We start from the raw sequence: 18336 nt of genomic DNA, 5'->3' as shown, positions 1-18336 counted from the left end.
AGGGCGTAGAAAGCCAAAAACATGCAAGACCGCAAGGTTTCTGAGGAGAATCATAGTCGGTGCCATTTTTCTTCACGTAACATAAGCACAGACTTAAGTAATTAGGCAGATGTGATTGGGCAACTCTTTTACGGTTTTAGAATCCCCAAAACATACGCCACGGAATAGGTGAAAAACTTCGACATGTGGATCCCTTCGAAACTGACTCGTCCCGGCCGCTTACATAATGCAATCCTACGACCTAGGGTTCTCGATCTGCTCCAGAACGCAGATTGCTATAAGCTTGTATTGTTCCGTTCTCCTGCGGGCTATGGCAAGACCACCATGGCTGCACAGTGGCTGTTAGATAAGCCGAATGTGGGTTGGTACAGCATCGATGATAGTGACAACGATGCCTTCCGTTTTATCAACTACCTACTCCAATCACTCAATAAAGCGACTCAAAATTCCTGTCCCAATGCCCAAAAACTGGCAGAGAAACGACAGTTTTCATCGCTGCATTCTTTATTGAGCGAAGTATTCGCCGAGATGTCGGACTATCATCATGAATGTTTTCTTGTTTTAGACGACTACCATTTAGTCAACAATGATGACATTCAAGAAGCAATGCGCTTTTTCCTCAAACACATGCCCGACAATCTCACGCTAGTTGTAACCAGTCGTGGTACCCCCCCCCTAGGTACGGCAAACCTTCGCGTTCGAGACTTAATGATCGAATTAGGTAATGACTCGCTGGCTTTTGATACCGAAGAGACGACGCGCTTTTTTAATCAGCGTGTTGCCGATGGTATTGATGACACAACGGCAGACAGTATTTGTACATATGTAGAGGGTTGGCCTTCTGCACTTCAACTTATTGCGCTGCAAGCCCAACATCAAAAACGCACGCTGGCGCAGTCTGCTGAGTCCTTCTCCCACTTTAATCAAGCCCATCTTTGGGACTACTTGGTTGAAGAGGTTTTCGACCTGTTAGACAAAGAAACTCGACAGTTCTTGATGCAGTGTTCAGTGCTTGACCACTTCAACGACGAACTGGTTTGTGCGCTAACGCAGCGTGAAGACGCACTGGGTATGATCGAATCATTAAATCGATTCGGTTTATTCATCTACCCGCTTGAAGGCGAAAAGAACTGGTATCGTTTCCATAACCTGTTTGGTGAATTTTTGGCACATGAGCGTCAAGCTCGAATCCCTCAACAAGAAGCAGAGTTGCACCGAAGTGCCGCGAAGGCGTGGATTAAACAAGACACACCACACCAAGCACTACGCCATGCACAGCGCGCTGAAGACCCAGAACTGATCATTCAAATACTGACAGACCACGGTTGGCCGATGTTCAACCAAGGCGAGCTTTCCTCGTTAGAGATGGCGATCAAGCAACTGACTACGGATCAACTTTACAGCGACCCTAAACTGTCCATGTTACGAGCTTGGCTAGCACAAAGTCAGCACCGCTACGAACAAGTAGGGACATTATTGGAAGAGGCTGAAACACAATATCAAGCTCGAAATATTGAACTCGACACTCAACAACAAGGGCAATACAACGCCCTACGCGCGCAAGTTGCGATTAACAGTAATGAACCTGAAAAAGCCTTAGAATTGGCAGAGCTTTCGCTAAGTCAGCTGAACACCACCGTTTATCGTAGCCGAATTGTCGCCACGTCTGTTGTTGGTGAAGTCAATCACGTAATGGGCAACTTGAGCCGTGCACTGCCGATGATGCAGCAAACAGAAAAACTTGCACGCCAGTACCAAGTTTACCACCAAGCGCTTTGGGCGATTCTACAACAGAGCGAGATCTTAATTGCACAGGGTTACGTTCAAGCGGCATTCGAGCTGCAAGACAGTGCGTTCAAATTGATCGAAGAACACCAGCTAAAATACGTGCCTCTGCATGAATTCTTACTGCGTGTTAGAGCTCAAATATTCTGGTGTTGGAACCGATTAGATGAAGCGGAAGAGTGCTGTTACAAAGGCTTGGATATCCTTGGTCACCATTCGCCAAGTAAGCACCTTCACAGTTATTCAATGTTGGCTCGTATTTCACTGAGTCGCGGTGAAATTGATAAAGCATCTAAGTTTATCGACCAAATTCAGCACCTTTTGCGTCAATCGACTTACCACGTGGACTGGACGGCGAACGCTTCTCTTTCTTTGATTCTTTTTTGGCAAGTAAAAGGCAATAAAGAGGCGATACGTGATTGGTTGAATGTGGCTGTTCGACCTGAATCGGCAAGCAACCACTTCTGCCAACTGCAATGGAGAAACATCGTTCGCGCTCACATCATTCTCGAGCAGTATGAAGAAGCGGAAGAAGCGCTGACGTTCCTTAAGAGTGAAGCCCAGCGTTCACACCTGATTACAGACACCAACCGAAACTTGATCGTTGAAGCCGTGTTACGTACACAAATTAACGATGAAGACAGCGCACGCGTGCTACTTGAAGAAGCGCTTCATATGACTAACCAAACCGGTATGGTCGGCAACTTCTTAGTAGACGGCGGGACTATCGGACATATCTTGGATAAGTTGAGCAACAAGCCTGGCTTAGGTGACTTAGAACGCCATCGTGCTCAACAGATCATGAAAGATATCTCGACCACCCAACGCAGCCGCTCGGTTCACTTTGATGAAGACTTTGTTGAAAACTTAGTCAATCACCCAAACATTCCTGAACTTGTGCGCACGAGCCCACTCACCCAGCGTGAATGGCAAGTACTTGGTTTGATCTATTCAGGGTTCAGTAACGAGCAGATAGCTCAAGAACTCGATGTAGCAGGTACCACCATCAAGACTCACATCCGTAACCTTTACCAAAAGCTAAACATTGCTAACCGCAAAGAAGCGATCAGCACAGCGGAGAATTTACTGCAGTTGATGGGGTACTAAACGATTCGAGATTGATTCGAGATTGATTCGAGATTGATTCGAGATTGATTCGAGAAAAGCTTAAGCTAGTCGCCGATGGTGACTGGCTTTTTTTTCGTTTGGAGCATGGGGTTAATAGCAGATAGCTGATCATAAAGAGCCAAACGACAGACAAAAAAATAGCCAACCGCAATAATCGCGATTGGCTCTATATATTTGTGAACAAATCATAAGTTCACTAACAACGTCAGTTGGCTAGGTGACCCTCGGCTTAAGAAGGGTCAATGTATATAATGCAGTTAGCGTGCCAACTTTAATTCAGCCGTTTTATAAGCCCTGCATCGCATAAAAACCTCTAATTCATGATGCGAATTGCAAAGTGCATTTGCATAATGCAACCAAGATGCAATATCGATAGAAAACAAATTTCAGTGCAGCCGGTGATAATAGGACACCAAGCAGTTGTATTTTAAATGTAAGGCAGATGTTCACATCAACGTATTGCCTTACAATTAAAGAGGTAATAAAGCACCTCGCCAAAGGCATATTCATACTTTTTTTACACTAAAGTTTGTATACTGCACAAAATCATCCTCAACTCTATGAAGCAATGAACTACTTAAGTACTTTTTTCAAAGGCATGGCAATGGGCTCAGCAGACGTTGTTCCTGGCGTGTCGGGCGGAACCATCGCATTCATCACTGGTATCTACGATACGCTGCTAGAAAGCATTCGCAGAATTAACCCTAGCGTACTTGGCTTATGGAAACGCGAAGGCTTCAAAGCCGCGTTTAATCACATCAATGGTTTCTTCCTAATTTCACTGTTCGCGGGCGTATTCACGAGCATTACGACATTCGCAAAATTGATTTCTTGGTTATTAGTCACCCACCCTGTTCCACTGTGGTCTTTCTTCTTCGGCCTGATCTTGGTGTCGGTTTTCCATATTCTTAAGCAAGTAGAGAAACGCGATATGATTCGCTTCGTGTTTTTGCTGCTTGGCGTTGCTTTCGCTTATAGCATTACCGTGCTTAAACCGCTGCAAATGGAGCCAACCAGCATCAACGTATTGATTGCGGGTGCGATTGCTATCTGCGCGATGATTTTACCCGGTATTTCAGGCAGCTTTATTCTGCTCCTGATTGGCATGTATGGCCCCGTGCTTGGCGCCGTTAAATCATTTCAAGTCGATGTACTTGCGCTATTCCTTGCGGGCTGTGTGATCGGACTGCTGACTTTCTCACATGTACTGTCTTGGCTATTGCGCTCATTCCGCGACTTCACATTAGTATTCTTGACTGGTTTGATGATCGGTACACTGCCGAAGATTTGGCCGTGGAAAGAAACGATCAGCTGGCGTACAAACTCTAAAGGTGAGCAAGTTCCTCTGATTCAAGAAAACTTGTCACCGTTTGATTTTGAAGCCGTCACTTCTCAACCTTCACAGCTAGTAATGGCTATTGTGATGATGCTTGTAGCGATTGCTCTGGTCCTTGGGTTAGAGAAATTTGCAGAGCGCAACGCTGACTGATCATTCTATCCATTCTCAAGCGTATTCAGAACGGATAGAACTTAGAAAGACTAAGCTCATGAACCTATGACACAGACAAAAGCGAAGCCAATGGCTTCGCTTTTTTAGTTCTACCATACGCACAAAATTACTTTTTGATACAAGCACATATTGAGGGATATGATAACATCGCCGCTCTTATAAAATTAGATGAGAACACGACATGCACTCTGCATTAAAGGTTGCTGCTCTTGGGATCGCTCTCGTGGCAGGCTTTTATGGACCGCAAGCAATTCAGCAATTTGAATCAGCGATGGAGCGAGCCTCTGCTGAGATTAACTTAGATGATTACTGCATGCTTTCCACCACATCGTGTGAGCAAAATACAGTTACGATGACACTTGATCGCGAGACGGCTCAACCTCTGGCTCCCACCAAAATCAAAGTAGTGTGGGAAGGCGCAGCCTCTGACACATTAATGCTGTCGCTTACAGGTTTAGAGATGGAAATGGGCTCGGCACGTTTTCAATTAAAAAACATTGGCAATAATACCTATGAAGGTGATGTAATTTTACCTGTATGTACTTTAGACAAGATGACATGGATCGGTGAGCTCACTGATGGTGTCGATACTGTAAACCCGGCAATAAGGATGGCAAGATGAGTAGAAATTGGTCGTTAGCATTGGTTGTCGCTTTTGTCCTTGGCTTTGGCGTTAAAAGTTATCTTGATGGGCAAAACGAAGCTCAAAAACAACACGCGGCAAAACAACAATTCTCCGCGACAACCCTTTTCGGTAAAGATAACCAGCCAACGGAAATCTTTGACCAAACCGATGACAGAGTTCGTATCGTTTACTTTGGTTTCACACGTTGCCCAGATGTGTGCCCTACTTCCCTAGCAATGTTAGCCGGAGCACTTAACCAGATTTCTGATGAAGCAAAAGCCAAGATTCGCCCGATGTTTGTTTCTCTCGATCCAGAGCGTGATGCCGCTGAAGCCTCATACGAATACGCACAATACTTCCACCCAATGATGGAAGGATTAAGTGGCCCGTTAGATGTGACAACAACGCTTGCACACAACTACGGTGTTATTTTTAGAAAGACCAAGCTTGAAGGTTCAGAGTTGGAATACACCCTAGACCACAGCTCATATTTCTATTTTTTAAAACCCGATGGCACGCTGATTACCAAAGTGCCGCATACGTTAACGCCAGCGCCAATTGTTGAAGCTATTAACACATTAACGCGCTAACGTACCAAGTCATCAGCGACGAGAAACAACGTGTACAAAAATAAAGAACTTAACGAATAAAGTTCGAACAAAAAGTCAGCTCCCAGACCAAAACAAAAAATTAAGGACAACAACATGAAGTTAAAAGCACTTGCTCTAGCAGGCTTATTGCTCACTCCTCTTGCTCAAGCGAATAACGATATTATGGTTCATGACGCGTACGCGCGCGCAACCCCGCCTTCAGCAGTGAACAGCGCGGTATTCACGACTCTGATGAACCATAGCGATAAAGATCGCGCTATTGTTTCTGCAACAACATCAGCAGCAGGAAAGGTTGAACTTCATGATGTTATCGTTGATGGCGACGTAATGAAGATGCGTCAAGTTCAAGCGATCACCATCCCTGCAAATGGTAAAGCTGTACTTAAACCGGGCAGCCTACACATCATGTTGTTTGACTTAAAAAGCAGCCTAAAAGAAGGTGAACAAATCAAAATGACACTGACCTTCGCAAACGGTGAAACACAGACCTTTGATGCGCCAGTGAAGAAAGTGATGAGCGGCATGAAAAAGATGAATCACGATCATCATTAATCAGATTCACAATCGATGAAATAATTTAAGCCACGATGACTTCTCGCCATCGTGGCTTTTTGCTAAACTGAGCTCGCTTTTTATTCAAAGCCTGACCACATTAATAACCAAGGAGAATAGAAGATGATTGTAATGAACACACTAAAACTGGCAGTAAAAGTAACGCGTTAACTTGTTTGGTTAATCCAACTTAAATACCGATCGACCAATTTATCGTCACTCTTTGACGACCGCACACTTTTACCCGGTTTACTATTGATCGTAAGTGATCAATTCCTGCATGCCTGTAAAGCATGACTCAATCCGGGGTCCTATCTATTTGAATTCGACCCAAACTCAAAACATTTTTGACGTCTCGACGCTTTTAATCTCAGCAACGCTTTTTGGTCTCATTAACTCTTTTGATCTCATCAACAATAAGAGAGCTCACAAGAAGTTAATGCTCTCATAAGACTTTAATGCTCTCACAAGAAAAGAAAGCTCGCACGTCTGGGTAAATAGACATGAATTCACAAAACGCATTTTCTAATCCAATGTCACTTCAACAACTTGGATGGCAACCTGTATTCCAACAACAACTGACACTCGAAGACTATGACCAATCCGTCATTGCTCGTATTACCGCGCACCATCGCAGCGGCTATACACTAGCGTCAGAACAAGGCGAAATCGCTCTCCCTATCCATCAAAACCAACCCTCAATGACGGTAGGCGACTGGGTAATCTTGAACTCTGAACTGCAATTCGGCCGTTTATTAGACCGTCAATCACTCTTCAGCCGTAAAGCTGCAGGTAGCCGTGTCGCTGAACAATATATCTCAGCTAACATCGACACGGTTTTTATCGTGGTTTCGTTAAATAACGACTTTAATCTAAGCCGTATTGAACGCTATCTAGCGCTCGCCAATGAAGCACAGGTTGAAGCCGTTATCGTACTCACCAAGAAAGACTTGTGTGATGACTACGAAGACAAAGTACAACAAGTGCAAAGCTTAGATTCTATGCTGATGATCGAAGCGGTGAATAGCCTAGACCAAGACTCAACTCAAGTTTTGTCGCCTTGGTGTAAAACGGGCAAGACTGTGGCTTTAATGGGTTCATCCGGTGTGGGTAAATCTACCTTAGTCAACTCATTACTTGGTGAGGCTGAACAAGCCACAGGTGGCATTCGTGAAGACGATAGCAAAGGCCGACACACAACCACATCACGATCGCTCCACTTGCTAACATCGGGAGGCTTACTGCTCGATACTCCAGGAATGCGAGAGCTACAACTTGCTGACTGCGCTGAAGGCGTGAGTGAAACCTTTTCTGATGTGGAAGAGTTAGCCATGCATTGCCGATTCTCTGATTGTCATCATGAATCAGAACCGGGTTGCAAGATACGCAAGGCGATTGAAAGTGGAGAATTGTCTGAGCGACGATTTGCTAACTATCGAAAGTTATTGCGAGAACAAGCCCGAAATGGCGCCTCGTTAGCGGAACAACGCGCCAGCAATAAGCAGCTTTCCAAGATGTACAAAACCGTACAATCAGAAGGCCGCAATCTTAAAAAAGCATCTGACTAACGTTTAAGGTTTAAGGTTTAAGGTTTAAGGTTTAAGGTTTAAGGTTAACAGCTATAAGCTGTATTGAAGATAACCTAACTTAAGATAACTTTAATTTAAGACAATGAGCCCCATCGTGTTAATCACGTGGGGCTTTTTGTTTCAATTTGATAATGGTGTGGTTATTTATGCACACAATGTTCTTTCATATAGCCGTTTACATTTCTACATTTGCAGTGTTTTGAATCTATCAAATGAGAATCAGCAGATTTATAGCTCAATCAAAATACATTTATTTAACATTTAGCTCTAAAAACACCACATAGCGCAAACAATAACCCTAAAAGTAAACTATCCCTAGACACCCTCTTAGATCCCGCTAATATGACCGCCAATTCCGCTAGTGTATAGTTGGATTTGGTACAACTTCATAAAAAGATACATCACTATAATAAATTAACAATTGCAGGTATTTTATGCAAAATCACAACATGCTCGCCCGCATCGCTCGTGGAAATCTCGTTCTACAGATCCTTGCTGGTATTGTTTTCGGTGTCGTTCTCGCCATGGTTTCTCCTTCAGCAGCTCAAGATGCAGGCCTATTAGGTAGCCTGTTTGTTGGTGCTCTGAAAGCTGTTGCCCCAATTTTAGTATTCATTCTTGTTGCAGCTTCTATCGCAAACCAAAAGAAAGGTCAGCATACCCATATGCGTCCAATCATTGTGCTTTACTTGATTGGTACGTTCTCTGCTGCACTGACTGCTGTAGTACTGAGCTTCATGTTCCCAACCACTTTGACACTGGTTGCTGGCGCTGAAGGTGCTAACCCTCCTCAAGGTATTGCAGAAGTTCTTCATACGCTTCTATTCAAGCTTGTAGACAACCCAGTTAGCGCACTAATGAATGCGAACTACATCGGTATTCTTGCTTGGGCAATCGGTCTTGGTCTTGCTCTGCACCACGCATCTGCAACAACCAAAGCGGTTTTCGAAGACCTAAGCCACAGTGTTTCACACATTGTTCGCTTCATTATTCGCCTTGCCCCATTCGGTATCTTCGGTCTTGTTTCTGCAACATTCGCAACAACAGGCTTCGATGCACTGGCAAGCTACGGTCAACTACTAGCAGTACTACTAAGCTCAATGCTGATCATCGCACTTGTGGTTAACCCACTGCTTGTATTTATTAAAACAAAACAAAACCCATACCCACTTGTACTGCAATGTATTCGTGAATCTGGTGTAACGGCATTCTTCACTCGTTCAAGCGCTGCAAACATCCCAGTGAACATGAACCTTTGTAAGAAACTAAAGCTAGACGAAGATACTTACTCTGTATCAATTCCTCTAGGCGCAACGATCAACATGGCAGGCGCTGCAATCACCATCACTGTGTTAACGCTTGCTGCTGTACACACTATGGGTATTGAGATTGATATCTTCACTGCGATTCTACTAAGCCTTGTTGCTGCAGTATCAGCATGTGGCGCATCGGGTGTTGCTGGCGGTTCACTACTGCTTATCCCGCTAGCGTGTGGCCTATTCGGTATTTCAAACGATGTAGCGATGCAGGTTGTAGCGGTTGGTTTCATTATCGGTGTGATTCAAGATTCAGCTGAAACGGCGCTTAACAGCTCAACAGACGTAGTGTTCACTGCTGCTGTATGTAAAGCCGAGCAAAACAAAGAGCAATAAGCCTTTAGCTGCTCTGAACCTAAACAGTTCTAAGCTCTAAGCTCTAAAAAGCAAATCGTACATAAACAAAAAGGGAAGCAGATGCTTCCCTTTTTTTGTTTGAGTGCTTTACCCGCCGCAGTCAATAATACCAATCACAGTAAGTAAGTGATCAAAAATAGCGCAGAGAAAAGGCTTGAGAACAAGGCAGCTCTTTTCGACAAGAAGTTTCGATAAGTAGTTATTCTACAATCAAAAATACTAACGCAGTTATCGAGCGTTTTAGCAAGCTAGGGTGACCAGTGATTTACTACGATTGGTATAACACCTACCGTATGAATAACGGATCGCCTTAGCGGCTTAATGCAGTCAGTTATAACATCTACACTCATATAACATCGTTGGATTTTTTAAATTGTAGAACTACTCGTTTCAGTCATGTACAGAATACAGGTAATAACTCATAAACACGGATTATTAATTGCTCTTCCAGTTAGACTCGACTGCCGGTTGGCTAAAGTCCAAAGAACCGCTATTAGAGTTAGCTTGCTTATCTTGTGATGCTCGATTCGCGCTTGCCTTGTCACCATCATGGTTTTCAGCCGCCTGTTGGTGATTGTTGGCATTTAAACCTTGAGCACTTGAAGCTTGAGCATTTGAGGCTTCAGTATCCAAATCCGCCTTATCGACACCTAACTCATCACCCTCTTCGTCAGAGGCTTCTTTCACTTTCTTATGCACTGGGATATCGCGTTTGTAGAGCTTGTTGAGCGCTTTAACGATAGAGTGCTTGGTGATTGCTTCTTGCGTCAACTTGGTCATTATTGGCTTAGTCAGGGCCTGTAACCCCACAACGGCATCAACACCAAGATCCCCACCAACTTTATCTCTCAAATACCTCGCATCCGCATAGCCAAAATGAGCCGATAAGAATAACCAGATATACGCGATAGCATTGCCGTGCTCACCATGGTCAATCCACGCCTCACCGGCTTTAAACATCGCTTCTGCACAGTTTTTTTCAGCTGCCGTTTCAAACCAGTAAACCGCTTCACGATGATTAGCGACAACACCAACACCGTTCAAATAGCTCATACCCAATTTGATTTTTCCGTCTAGGCTATTCTTTTCAGCCGCTTTTCTGTACCACATGAAAGAGCTTTCTGGAGAATAATCTGGGTTCTCTCTATCTAAGCACCAATCCCCCATAAAAAGCATCGCTTCAGTGTTACCACTAGCTGCAGACTCTTCAATATAGGCGCTGCCTTTCGGAAGGTTTTTCTCAACTCCGCGACCAAACACGAGTGCTTTACCCACCTCGAATTTTGCAAGCGGATCATTATCCAGTGCTGATATCGCTAACTGCCAAAAATTGGCCTTTTCTCTTAAAATTAGGTCTTCTTTGCACTTCATACTCAGACGCACAATGCCGTACATGCCGTTGACATTGTCTAAATGGGCAGCTTTGTCGTACCAATATAGAGCTTCCTTAAGATTGACTCGTTCGGCTTCTTTCGCCAAATACAGAATCGACGGTACATGCCCAGTTTCAGCCTTAAATTGACGATCTTTTTGCTCTTGGATACGTGCTTTTTCAATCGCTTTTCGGTAAGCAACTGCGCGAGCTTTACGTTCTTGTTCCAAGCGCTTTTTTCTTAGCGACAAAGAGACCAACCAAACAGCAATAAGTATTAACGAAAGAGCGGTCGCACCAATTGCGATTCCCATTGTACTCATAAAATATTTTATCCTAACTCGGCTAATAGCACCCTACACAGGAAAGCAATCAACCTATAGCGAGCAGTATGTTTGAATGACAGGGAAAAGCGCAGTTATTAAAACGTTCCGCCCTAAAATGAATTTTGTTCAGTATCTCAGGAATACATAATGATAAAAAGCCTACGAGTATCTATCCGTCAGCACTCCATTAATGCTGTGATCCCGCTCGCTTTTTCTCTATAAGTCTTGGGCGTTACTTATTCTATCTTATCTATCTTATCTATCTTATCTATCTTATCTATCTTATCTATCAGCTTATGGCCTAGACTTTCCAACTAGCCTTGCTGCATCTTCTCCCAAATGGTCGGAGAGCCAATATAGTCTTGAACCGTAGTAATGAACTCTTTGACCAATTTGGTCTGCTTACGATGCGGATACACAGCATAAATAGCCGTATCAACCGTCGAGATTGCATAATCTGGAAGTAACGTAACCAAGCCTAATTCTTTCATTGAGGCATACAAGTTTGATTGGTCAAGGAAGCCATAACCTAAGCCATCTTTCACGCAAGAGACCATGGTACGAACATCACTGACCTTATAGTTGCCACGAATCGTCAGGCTTTGGAAAGTGTTGCCTCCCGACTCTTCACTGATACGTAGATGATCAACCGTCATATCACCATTGGTATAGATAACCGCAGGTAAAGAGAGCAAATCTTGTGGCGTCTTTGGCTCACCATGCTGCTTCACAAAGTCGTTCGAGGCGACCAACATAAAGTTACTGTCGGCAATCTTCTTGGCAATCAAATTGGATTCAACGAGCTTACTGAAGCGAAACGCGATATCGAACTGTCCTGCAATGATGTTGGCGATCTTGTCGTCTAGTGAAAGTACAATCTGAACATCCGGATACTTTCTCATGAACTGAGTAATGATAGGTTGCAAGTATTGCTGACCAAAATAGATCGGCGACGTAATTCGTAGCACACCTTTGGGTTCAGATTGGTACGAATCAGCAATGCCTTGGATCTGATTGATAGTATCTTTCAGCACATAGGTTTGTGCTAAAATATCTTCCCCTGCCGACGTCAACGAGAACGAACGCGTAGAACGGTTGAGCAACTGAACACCTAAATCTTGCTCGAGTTTTTTTATCTGTTTAGAGAGTGATGAGTTGTCCATATCATGCAAGGTTGCCGCTTTGGTAAACGACCCTTGTTGAACCACATCTAAGAACAATAACAACTGATTAGTATTTGGCACTGCGCCTCTCCTGAAATAAAACTCGACTAACGTTCATCTTTGGGTGTATCCATAACAACCATAGTCGTAATGGATTGAACCTGAGCACACTCCCCAAGCACATCGGCATGAAACTTCTTATAGCCCGGTAGATCTTTTGTTTCTACCCTTAGCAAGTACTCGTTGGCACCAGTAATGTTGTGGCACTCCACCACCTCTTTTTCCATACTGACGTGCTGTTCAAATTCTAGCTGAGCCGCTTTGCTATGGCTCGACAAGCCAATCGAAACATAAGCTATAAAGCCAACGCCCATCAGGCCATTATCCAGAACCGCACGGTAACCTTGAATGATCCCTTTACGCTCGAGGTCCTGTACTCGCCTTAAGGTCGCTGAAGCCGACAATCCTATACGTTCTGAAAGCTCAATGTTGGAGATTCTGCCGTCCAATTTAAGCTCTTGCAATATCCTTTCGTCAAATCTATCCATAAGTACTTATTATTGTGCATTAAGTGATAATTGAGGAAATAAAAGCACATAATTGCCTCACTTTCCACCTACTATGTTTCTCAACACGTGAAAGTCATGACCGGTCAGTCACTTCGTTCATTTTACTGCTGGAGAATCACAATGCCTTTAGAACAACTTAGCGCACTTGCCTTGTTTGCGTTTGTCTCGACCTTCACACCAGGTCCAAATAACATCATGCTCATGACATCAGGAGCCAATGTTGGCTTTGCTCGTACCATTCCGCACATGCTTGGCATTGCTCTGGGGTTTGCAGCCATGTTGCTATTGGTTGGCTTCGGCTTAATGGGGATTTTTAACGCCTATCCGGTCTCTCACCAAATTTTGAAATACCTGAGTCTTGCTTACCTCGTGTACCTTGCGATTAAGATAGCATTGAGCGGTAAAGCGAAAAGTACTAAGGCTTTTAAACCCATGACCTTCATTGGTGCGGCAAGTTTTCAGTGGGTGAACCCGAAAGGTTGGTCAATGGCGCTGACGGCAATTTCAGTGTACAGCAGTGGTAGTTCATGGTGGGAGCTCGCGATCATCGCCAGTATATTCACACTAGCCAACTTGCCATCAGTGACATTCTGGACGGCAGCAGGCAAACAACTGCAACACTGTTTAACAACACCAGTACGCATCAAGAGCTTCAACTACGGTATGGCAGGCTTACTTCTAGCCTCAACGATTCCGATGATCTAATCGACTTACTTTATCTATTGATGGTTAGTACACCGGTGCTAACCATCCGTTTCTTTAAAAGAGCTTAATAATCTCGCTTAGCCATTGACCAAATGTCGCCTGCCCACTCGGCGTTAACGTCCAGACAAAAGCCACAACGTTAAGTGACGCCGTCACGAAAAATACAAATCTAAATGGTTGCTTCTGCGTTTTATGACGCAGTTTATCTTGAGCAATTAACGCCCCTAACCAACCACCAGCAACAGAAAAAACATGCAGAGTTTTCTCTGGTACACGCCAATTACCATTGATTGCCGCTCTCTTGTCCTTCGCGTACACAAAAAACGTCACTATTCCGATAACTAAATACCACACCAAGAGCGCTTTTGAACTTTCTGAAAACAACGCAGATACCGCTACCAATACCAGATAAGTAATAGCGATTTGAATAGATGAAGACAACATCAACTCCTTTGGATAATGAACAACATAGCGTCACCATTCCACATTAAAGACTCACTAAGGCTATTTGAGGCGAATGAGTACAAACTTTTTTTGATAGGAAAAACAATCAGCGAGTGAAGTGCCACTAAGCTCACATAAATAAGGCGTAGTTATCACCCCTAGCGACTACTCCTATCTTCTACGCCTATGGCTAACCAACTGTATTTTATGAGCTATTGAACCAATAAAAAAGCGCGTTAACCACCACAATCCGTGATATCGACACTAGGTTTCCTATTTTTACGGATTAAAAATAACTTAATACATAAGCGTCACAAATAGTGGAGCATCGTTAAGCCTAGGATATTCATCTTCGTAAAAAATATGGATATCAAAACGTGAACGAAATAAATACCAATAAACACGAGATTCTACAAAGTACCTTGAAGATTGCAAAAACAAAGAGCTTCAATATTGCGCAAACAAACAACTTCAAACGTTCAGCTTTAGCCAAGGCGATATTGCCTCTCGTCACCGCGACCTTGGTAGCAGGCTGTGGAAGCGACACTAGCAAAACAAACTCTGACAGCAATAGTCTATATAAAGCCGCTGAAAACGAAGTTGTTATTTATTACAAACGAGATGTTGCAGCGGCTCGCGCTTCTGGCTCGACCTACGACGGCTGGGGGCTTCACCTTTGGAATGGTGAAGGTTGTACGAGCACTGACTTAGTCGGCATGGGATTAGGTAACAATGGGACTGACTGGGATGTACCTTATGAATTCAAGGGCATCAATGATACCTATGGCGCCTACTACGTGTTGAAAGTCGACCCAGATGCATCCGACCCTCATAAGTGCATGAACTTCATCTTGCATAATGGCGGCGATAAGGCGTTTGGCAGCGCCAACTCGAAAATTGATCTCACCAAACTGAGTCAATCTCAATCTGTATTCGGTTTCCATGGCAGCAGCGCGCTGTACTACGAACCTATTTCAGAACGCCCAGTTAAGATTGATGGCCAGAAGGCACATTGGTTGGACTCAAACACAATCGCTTGGGAAGCTGCAGACGGTGCCGATTCTCTCAAGTTGTTCTACGCATTCGATAACAGCATCACGATAAACGATGATAAGGCGATCGTCGGTGGGCAGGCCGTTGAACTCAAAAAAGATGGCAAGCTATCCTCTGCATTAAAAGAACGCTTCCGTCATCTAGCAAGCCTACCCGCTTTATCAATTGATGTTGACGCCAGCACGCTGCGCACCATCTTGAAATCTCAAATCATTGTTGTTGCGTATAATGTGAATGGCGACGTTATCTCTTCAACTAAAGTTCAAAAGCCCGGCGTACTTGATGCTGTATTTGCCAACAAAGAGACGGGTAACGCAATCGGAGAAACACTGGGGGCGATTGTGGAAGGCAGCACGACGACCTTCAAACTTTGGGCTCCTACCGCGCAAGATGTTGAACTCGTCCTCTACAGCGAAGACCGACAAAGTTCAAAAGTGATCCCAATGACGGAAAGCTTGGAAACAGGCATTTGGGCAACGGATTCAATTTCTAACGCCGTGAATAGTTATTACCGTTACCAAGTGAAGGTCTACCACCCAACCACTGGTAATATCGAAACTCGCCTTGTGACCGACCCATACTCACTCGGCTTGTCGAAGAATTCAGCATACTCACAAGTGATTGACCTTGATGAAGCAGCACTGATGCCACAAGGTTGGGCTGGATATAAGCGCCCAACGGTGAAGAAAGACGAAGACCACGTACTGTACGAATCACACCTTCGTGACTTTAGCTTCAGTGATAAGTTAGGTACAGCAAGCTTAAACGGCAAGTACCTAGCGCTAACAGAAGCCGATCGTGAGTCAGTAAAACACTTGAAAGCTCTGAAAGATGCCGGTTTAACTACGCTTCATATCTTACCTGCATTCGATATCGCTACCATCAATGAAGATGACGCGAGCCGCGTGGATATCACCGACACCGTTGGCAAACTCTGTAACGTAAAACCAACGGCGACTTTATGCGGCACCGAAGATGAAAACAAAACCATCGAAACCGTACTCAACAGCTATAACTCTTCAACAGGCGATGCCCAAGCTCTAATGAACGATCTGCGTATGCTAGATAGTTTCAACTGGGGCTACGACCCATTTCATTACACCGTTCCAGAGGGAAGTTACGCGACAGATCCTAACGGTTCAAAACGTATTCTAGAATTCCGTCAAATGGTTAAAGCTGCGCACGAAATGGATCTTAAACTGATCATGGACGTGGTTTATAACCATACCAATGCGTCTGGCGTGAACGATAAGTCCGTACTGGATAAGATCGTCCCTGGGTATTATCACCGCCTGAATGTGAACACTGGTGGCGTGGAAAGCTCAACGTGTTGTGATAACACCGCAACTGAAAACCTAATGATGGGTAAGTTGATGGTCGACTCACTCAAGGTATGGGCTGACGACTATAAGGTTGATGGTTTTCGTTTTGACTTAATGGGCCACCAGCCAAAAAGCGTAATGGTTGAAGCATTGAAAGAAGTGCGCAAGATCGACCCAAATACCCTGTTCTATGGCGAAGGTTGGGATTTTGGCGAAGTAGCAAACAACGCTCGCTTCGAACAAGCCAACCAGATCAATATGGCAGGCACCGAAATTGGCACCTTCTCTGACCGTTTGCGTGATGCAGTGCGAGGCGGTAGCCCATTTGATGGCGGTGTCGATTCTGAAGGTAAGCACCCACTTCGTTTTAACCAAGGCTTCGGTAACGCCGCGTTTGCCAACGAAGAAACCAAGGTTGATCAAGACTCAGTCAACGGTCGTTTACACAACCAAGATCTTGTGCGCTTAGGCATGGCCGGTAACTTAGCCGAATACGTATTACTGGATTACAAAGGCGATACCAAACTGGGCAAAAACGTCGACTACAACGGCGCACCGGCCGGCTACACCAAAATGCCGTCAGAGAACATCTCTTACGTTTCCAAGCACGATAACCAAACTCTTTGGGATAACAACGCTTACAAAATCGCCGAAGGCACAAGCTCTGCAGAACGTGCTCGTATGCAGTCGGTATCGCTCTCGACCGTCATGTTGGGCCAAGGCATCCCGTTCATACACATGGGTTCTGAACTGTTACGTTCTAAATCGATGCAGCGTGATTCTTACGACTCTGGCGATTGGTACAACCGCGTGATGTTTGATGGTACTGGCAATAACTGGAATGTTGGCTTACCTCGTGAAGACAAAGATGGTGCCAACTGGGAACTCATCAAAACCATCATTGCCGACAGCACAGCTAAACCAGTAAAAGAAGACATTGACCTAACCAAGCAGCAATTCCTAGAGCTGTTAAAAATCCGCAGCTCAAGTGAACTGTTCCGTTTAGACACAGCAGAAGAAATCATGAAGCGAGTCGACTTCCGCAATGTGGGCAAAGATCAAATCGAAGGCCTGATCGTGATGTCAATTGATGACGGAATCTCCACGGGCAAAGACCTAGATACTACCGCTGATGCGCTTGTTGTTGTTGTAAACTCAACGAGTAAATCTCAATCATTCAAGATCACGGGAGCGACGGGCTTTACACTCCATACTATTCAGAAGAACTCTGCCGATGACATCGTGAAAGGCGCCACCTTTTCCGCTGAGACGTTCACCGTACCGCCATTAACCACCGCTGTGTTTGTGCAAACTCAAGGCGCGTCACAAGGTGCTGGGTTATCGGTTGATAACTCACAAAAGGACGTATCTAAGATTCCGCCATATGGCAAAACGACCGTCTATGTACGTGGTGCAATGAACGGATGGAACCCGACGGACGCTTGGGCGATGAACTTCGTTGGTAACGGCGTTTACTCTGTCACTGGCGCTTTGGCTGTGGGTGAATATGGCTTCAAGTTTGGCGGTTCTACTTGGGGTATCTTGGATATTGGCTGTCACTCCGTCGACTTAGCTAAAGGCTCGATCAACATTGGCAGCGAAGGCGACTGTAAGTTGAATGTAACCGAAGCCGGCAACTACACATTCACACTGAATGCGATTCATCAACTCAATGACAGCGCAGAAAAAGCCGTGGTATCTGTGACGAAACAATAAGCTTCACATTCACATAATCATCACAGACGAGCCTGTTTTTTTGGGGAAAAGCGAGGGGAGGTATTAACCTCCCCTTTTTTTGAGCAGCCGCTCACATACCACAGCAACTACGCCCCGATTTTCTTACCCAAGGAGGATAAAGCCGCATTCTGATTAAGCTAGCCTCCTAACGATAACTTCTATACCAAATATA

General features: G+C 44.6%; 13 protein-coding genes. 9 read left to right on the top strand and 4 right to left on the bottom strand.

From position 1 onward, the window contains the following. The first annotated feature begins 183 nt into the window (after positions 1-183). The 7 genes from malT to sstT all read left to right on the top strand — a co-directional run bounded on the left by malT (position 184) and on the right by sstT (position 9452). Positions 184-2892 (top strand): HTH-type transcriptional regulator MalT, encoded by a 2709-nt coding sequence (gene malT / locus OCV30_RS17950; protein ID WP_029223176.1) that lies wholly within the window; start codon positions 184-186, stop codon positions 2890-2892. Between the two features lie 589 nt (positions 2893-3481). Beyond that, a complete protein-coding gene (locus tag OCV30_RS17945) occupies positions 3482-4402 on the top strand; it encodes a polyprenyl-phosphate transporter (RefSeq protein ID WP_065678496.1) in 921 nt (306 codons plus the stop codon). Between the two features lie 202 nt (positions 4403-4604). Then, entirely contained in the window at positions 4605-5045 is a 441-nt protein-coding gene (locus OCV30_RS17940) for a hypothetical protein (RefSeq protein ID WP_065678497.1), read from the top strand. After that, the gene (locus OCV30_RS17935) at positions 5042-5638 is read left to right on the top strand and encodes an SCO family protein (protein WP_065678498.1); all 597 of its coding nucleotides are present in this window, start codon (positions 5042-5044) and stop codon (positions 5636-5638) included. Before OCV30_RS17940 ends, OCV30_RS17935 begins: the two co-directional genes overlap by 4 nt. Before the next feature lie 114 nt (positions 5639-5752). Then, positions 5753-6211 (top strand): copper chaperone PCu(A)C, encoded by a 459-nt coding sequence (locus OCV30_RS17930; RefSeq protein ID WP_065678499.1) that lies wholly within the window; start codon positions 5753-5755, stop codon positions 6209-6211. Between the two features lie 503 nt (positions 6212-6714). Next, the gene (gene rsgA, locus OCV30_RS17925) at positions 6715-7779 is read left to right on the top strand and encodes a ribosome small subunit-dependent GTPase A (protein ID WP_065678500.1); all 1065 of its coding nucleotides are present in this window, start codon (positions 6715-6717) and stop codon (positions 7777-7779) included. 455 nt (positions 7780-8234) lie between these two features. Further along, positions 8235-9452, top strand: coding sequence for a serine/threonine transporter SstT (gene sstT, locus OCV30_RS17920; protein WP_009845849.1), 1218 nt, complete (start codon positions 8235-8237; stop codon positions 9450-9452). A gap of 456 nt (positions 9453-9908) precedes the next feature. On the opposite strand, the gene OCV30_RS17915 is transcribed toward sstT, so the two are convergent. The 3 genes from OCV30_RS17915 to OCV30_RS17905 form a co-directional block, all read right to left on the bottom strand. Further along, the gene (locus OCV30_RS17915; protein ID WP_065678501.1) at positions 9909-11159 is read right to left on the bottom strand and encodes a tetratricopeptide repeat protein; all 1251 of its coding nucleotides are present in this window, start codon (positions 11157-11159) and stop codon (positions 9909-9911) included. A gap of 326 nt (positions 11160-11485) precedes the next feature. Further along, on the bottom strand, positions 11486-12415 hold the full coding sequence (locus OCV30_RS17910; RefSeq protein ID WP_065678502.1) for a LysR family transcriptional regulator: 930 nt from the start codon (positions 12413-12415) through the stop codon (positions 11486-11488). A gap of 26 nt (positions 12416-12441) precedes the next feature. Beyond that, positions 12442-12882: an Lrp/AsnC family transcriptional regulator gene (locus tag OCV30_RS17905; protein ID WP_009845852.1), complete on the bottom strand. Its 441-nt coding sequence runs from the start codon at positions 12880-12882 to the stop codon at positions 12442-12444. Positions 12883-13023: 141 nt separating this feature from the next. Here OCV30_RS17905 and OCV30_RS17900 point away from each other — a divergent pair, with 141 nt between their 5' ends. Next, a complete protein-coding gene (locus OCV30_RS17900; protein WP_065678503.1) occupies positions 13024-13608 on the top strand; it encodes a LysE family translocator in 585 nt (194 codons plus the stop codon). Positions 13609-13662: 54 nt separating this feature from the next. Here OCV30_RS17900 and OCV30_RS17895 read toward each other — a convergent pair whose 3' ends face one another. Then, positions 13663-14052 (bottom strand): DUF1294 domain-containing protein, encoded by a 390-nt coding sequence (locus tag OCV30_RS17895; protein WP_065678504.1) that lies wholly within the window; start codon positions 14050-14052, stop codon positions 13663-13665. A gap of 377 nt (positions 14053-14429) precedes the next feature. Here OCV30_RS17895 and pulA point away from each other — a divergent pair, with 377 nt between their 5' ends. After that, complete coding sequence (pulA, locus tag OCV30_RS17890) at positions 14430-18143, top strand: pullulanase-type alpha-1,6-glucosidase (protein ID WP_065678505.1); 3714 nt, start codon at positions 14430-14432, stop codon at positions 18141-18143. Positions 18144-18336: the final 193 nt, after the last annotated feature.

This window comes from Vibrio atlanticus (assembly GCF_024347315.1).
Classification (GTDB): domain Bacteria; phylum Pseudomonadota; class Gammaproteobacteria; order Enterobacterales; family Vibrionaceae; genus Vibrio; species Vibrio atlanticus.
This window is presented reverse-complemented; position numbering and strand designations above follow the sequence as displayed.

What these genes read in the sequence shown, in the direction of transcription:
- malT (WP_029223176.1), top strand. Translation starts at nt 184, where the DNA reads ATGTGGATCCCTTCGAAACTGACTCGTCCCGGCCGCTTACATAATGCA.
- OCV30_RS17945 (WP_065678496.1), top strand. Translation starts at nt 3,482, where the DNA reads ATGAACTACTTAAGTACTTTTTTCAAAGGCATGGCAATGGGCTCAGCA.
- OCV30_RS17940 (WP_065678497.1), top strand. Translation starts at nt 4,605, where the DNA reads ATGCACTCTGCATTAAAGGTTGCTGCTCTTGGGATCGCTCTCGTGGCA.
- OCV30_RS17935 (WP_065678498.1), top strand. Translation starts at nt 5,042, where the DNA reads ATGAGTAGAAATTGGTCGTTAGCATTGGTTGTCGCTTTTGTCCTTGGC.
- OCV30_RS17930 (WP_065678499.1), top strand. Translation starts at nt 5,753, where the DNA reads ATGAAGTTAAAAGCACTTGCTCTAGCAGGCTTATTGCTCACTCCTCTT.
- rsgA (WP_065678500.1), top strand. Translation starts at nt 6,715, where the DNA reads ATGAATTCACAAAACGCATTTTCTAATCCAATGTCACTTCAACAACTT.
- sstT (WP_009845849.1), top strand. Translation starts at nt 8,235, where the DNA reads ATGCAAAATCACAACATGCTCGCCCGCATCGCTCGTGGAAATCTCGTT.
- OCV30_RS17915 (WP_065678501.1), bottom strand. Translation starts at nt 11,159, where the DNA reads ATGGGAATCGCAATTGGTGCGACCGCTCTTTCGTTAATACTTATTGCT.
- OCV30_RS17905 (WP_009845852.1), bottom strand. Translation starts at nt 12,882, where the DNA reads ATGGATAGATTTGACGAAAGGATATTGCAAGAGCTTAAATTGGACGGC.
- OCV30_RS17900 (WP_065678503.1), top strand. Translation starts at nt 13,024, where the DNA reads ATGCCTTTAGAACAACTTAGCGCACTTGCCTTGTTTGCGTTTGTCTCG.
- OCV30_RS17895 (WP_065678504.1), bottom strand. Translation starts at nt 14,052, where the DNA reads ATGTTGTCTTCATCTATTCAAATCGCTATTACTTATCTGGTATTGGTA.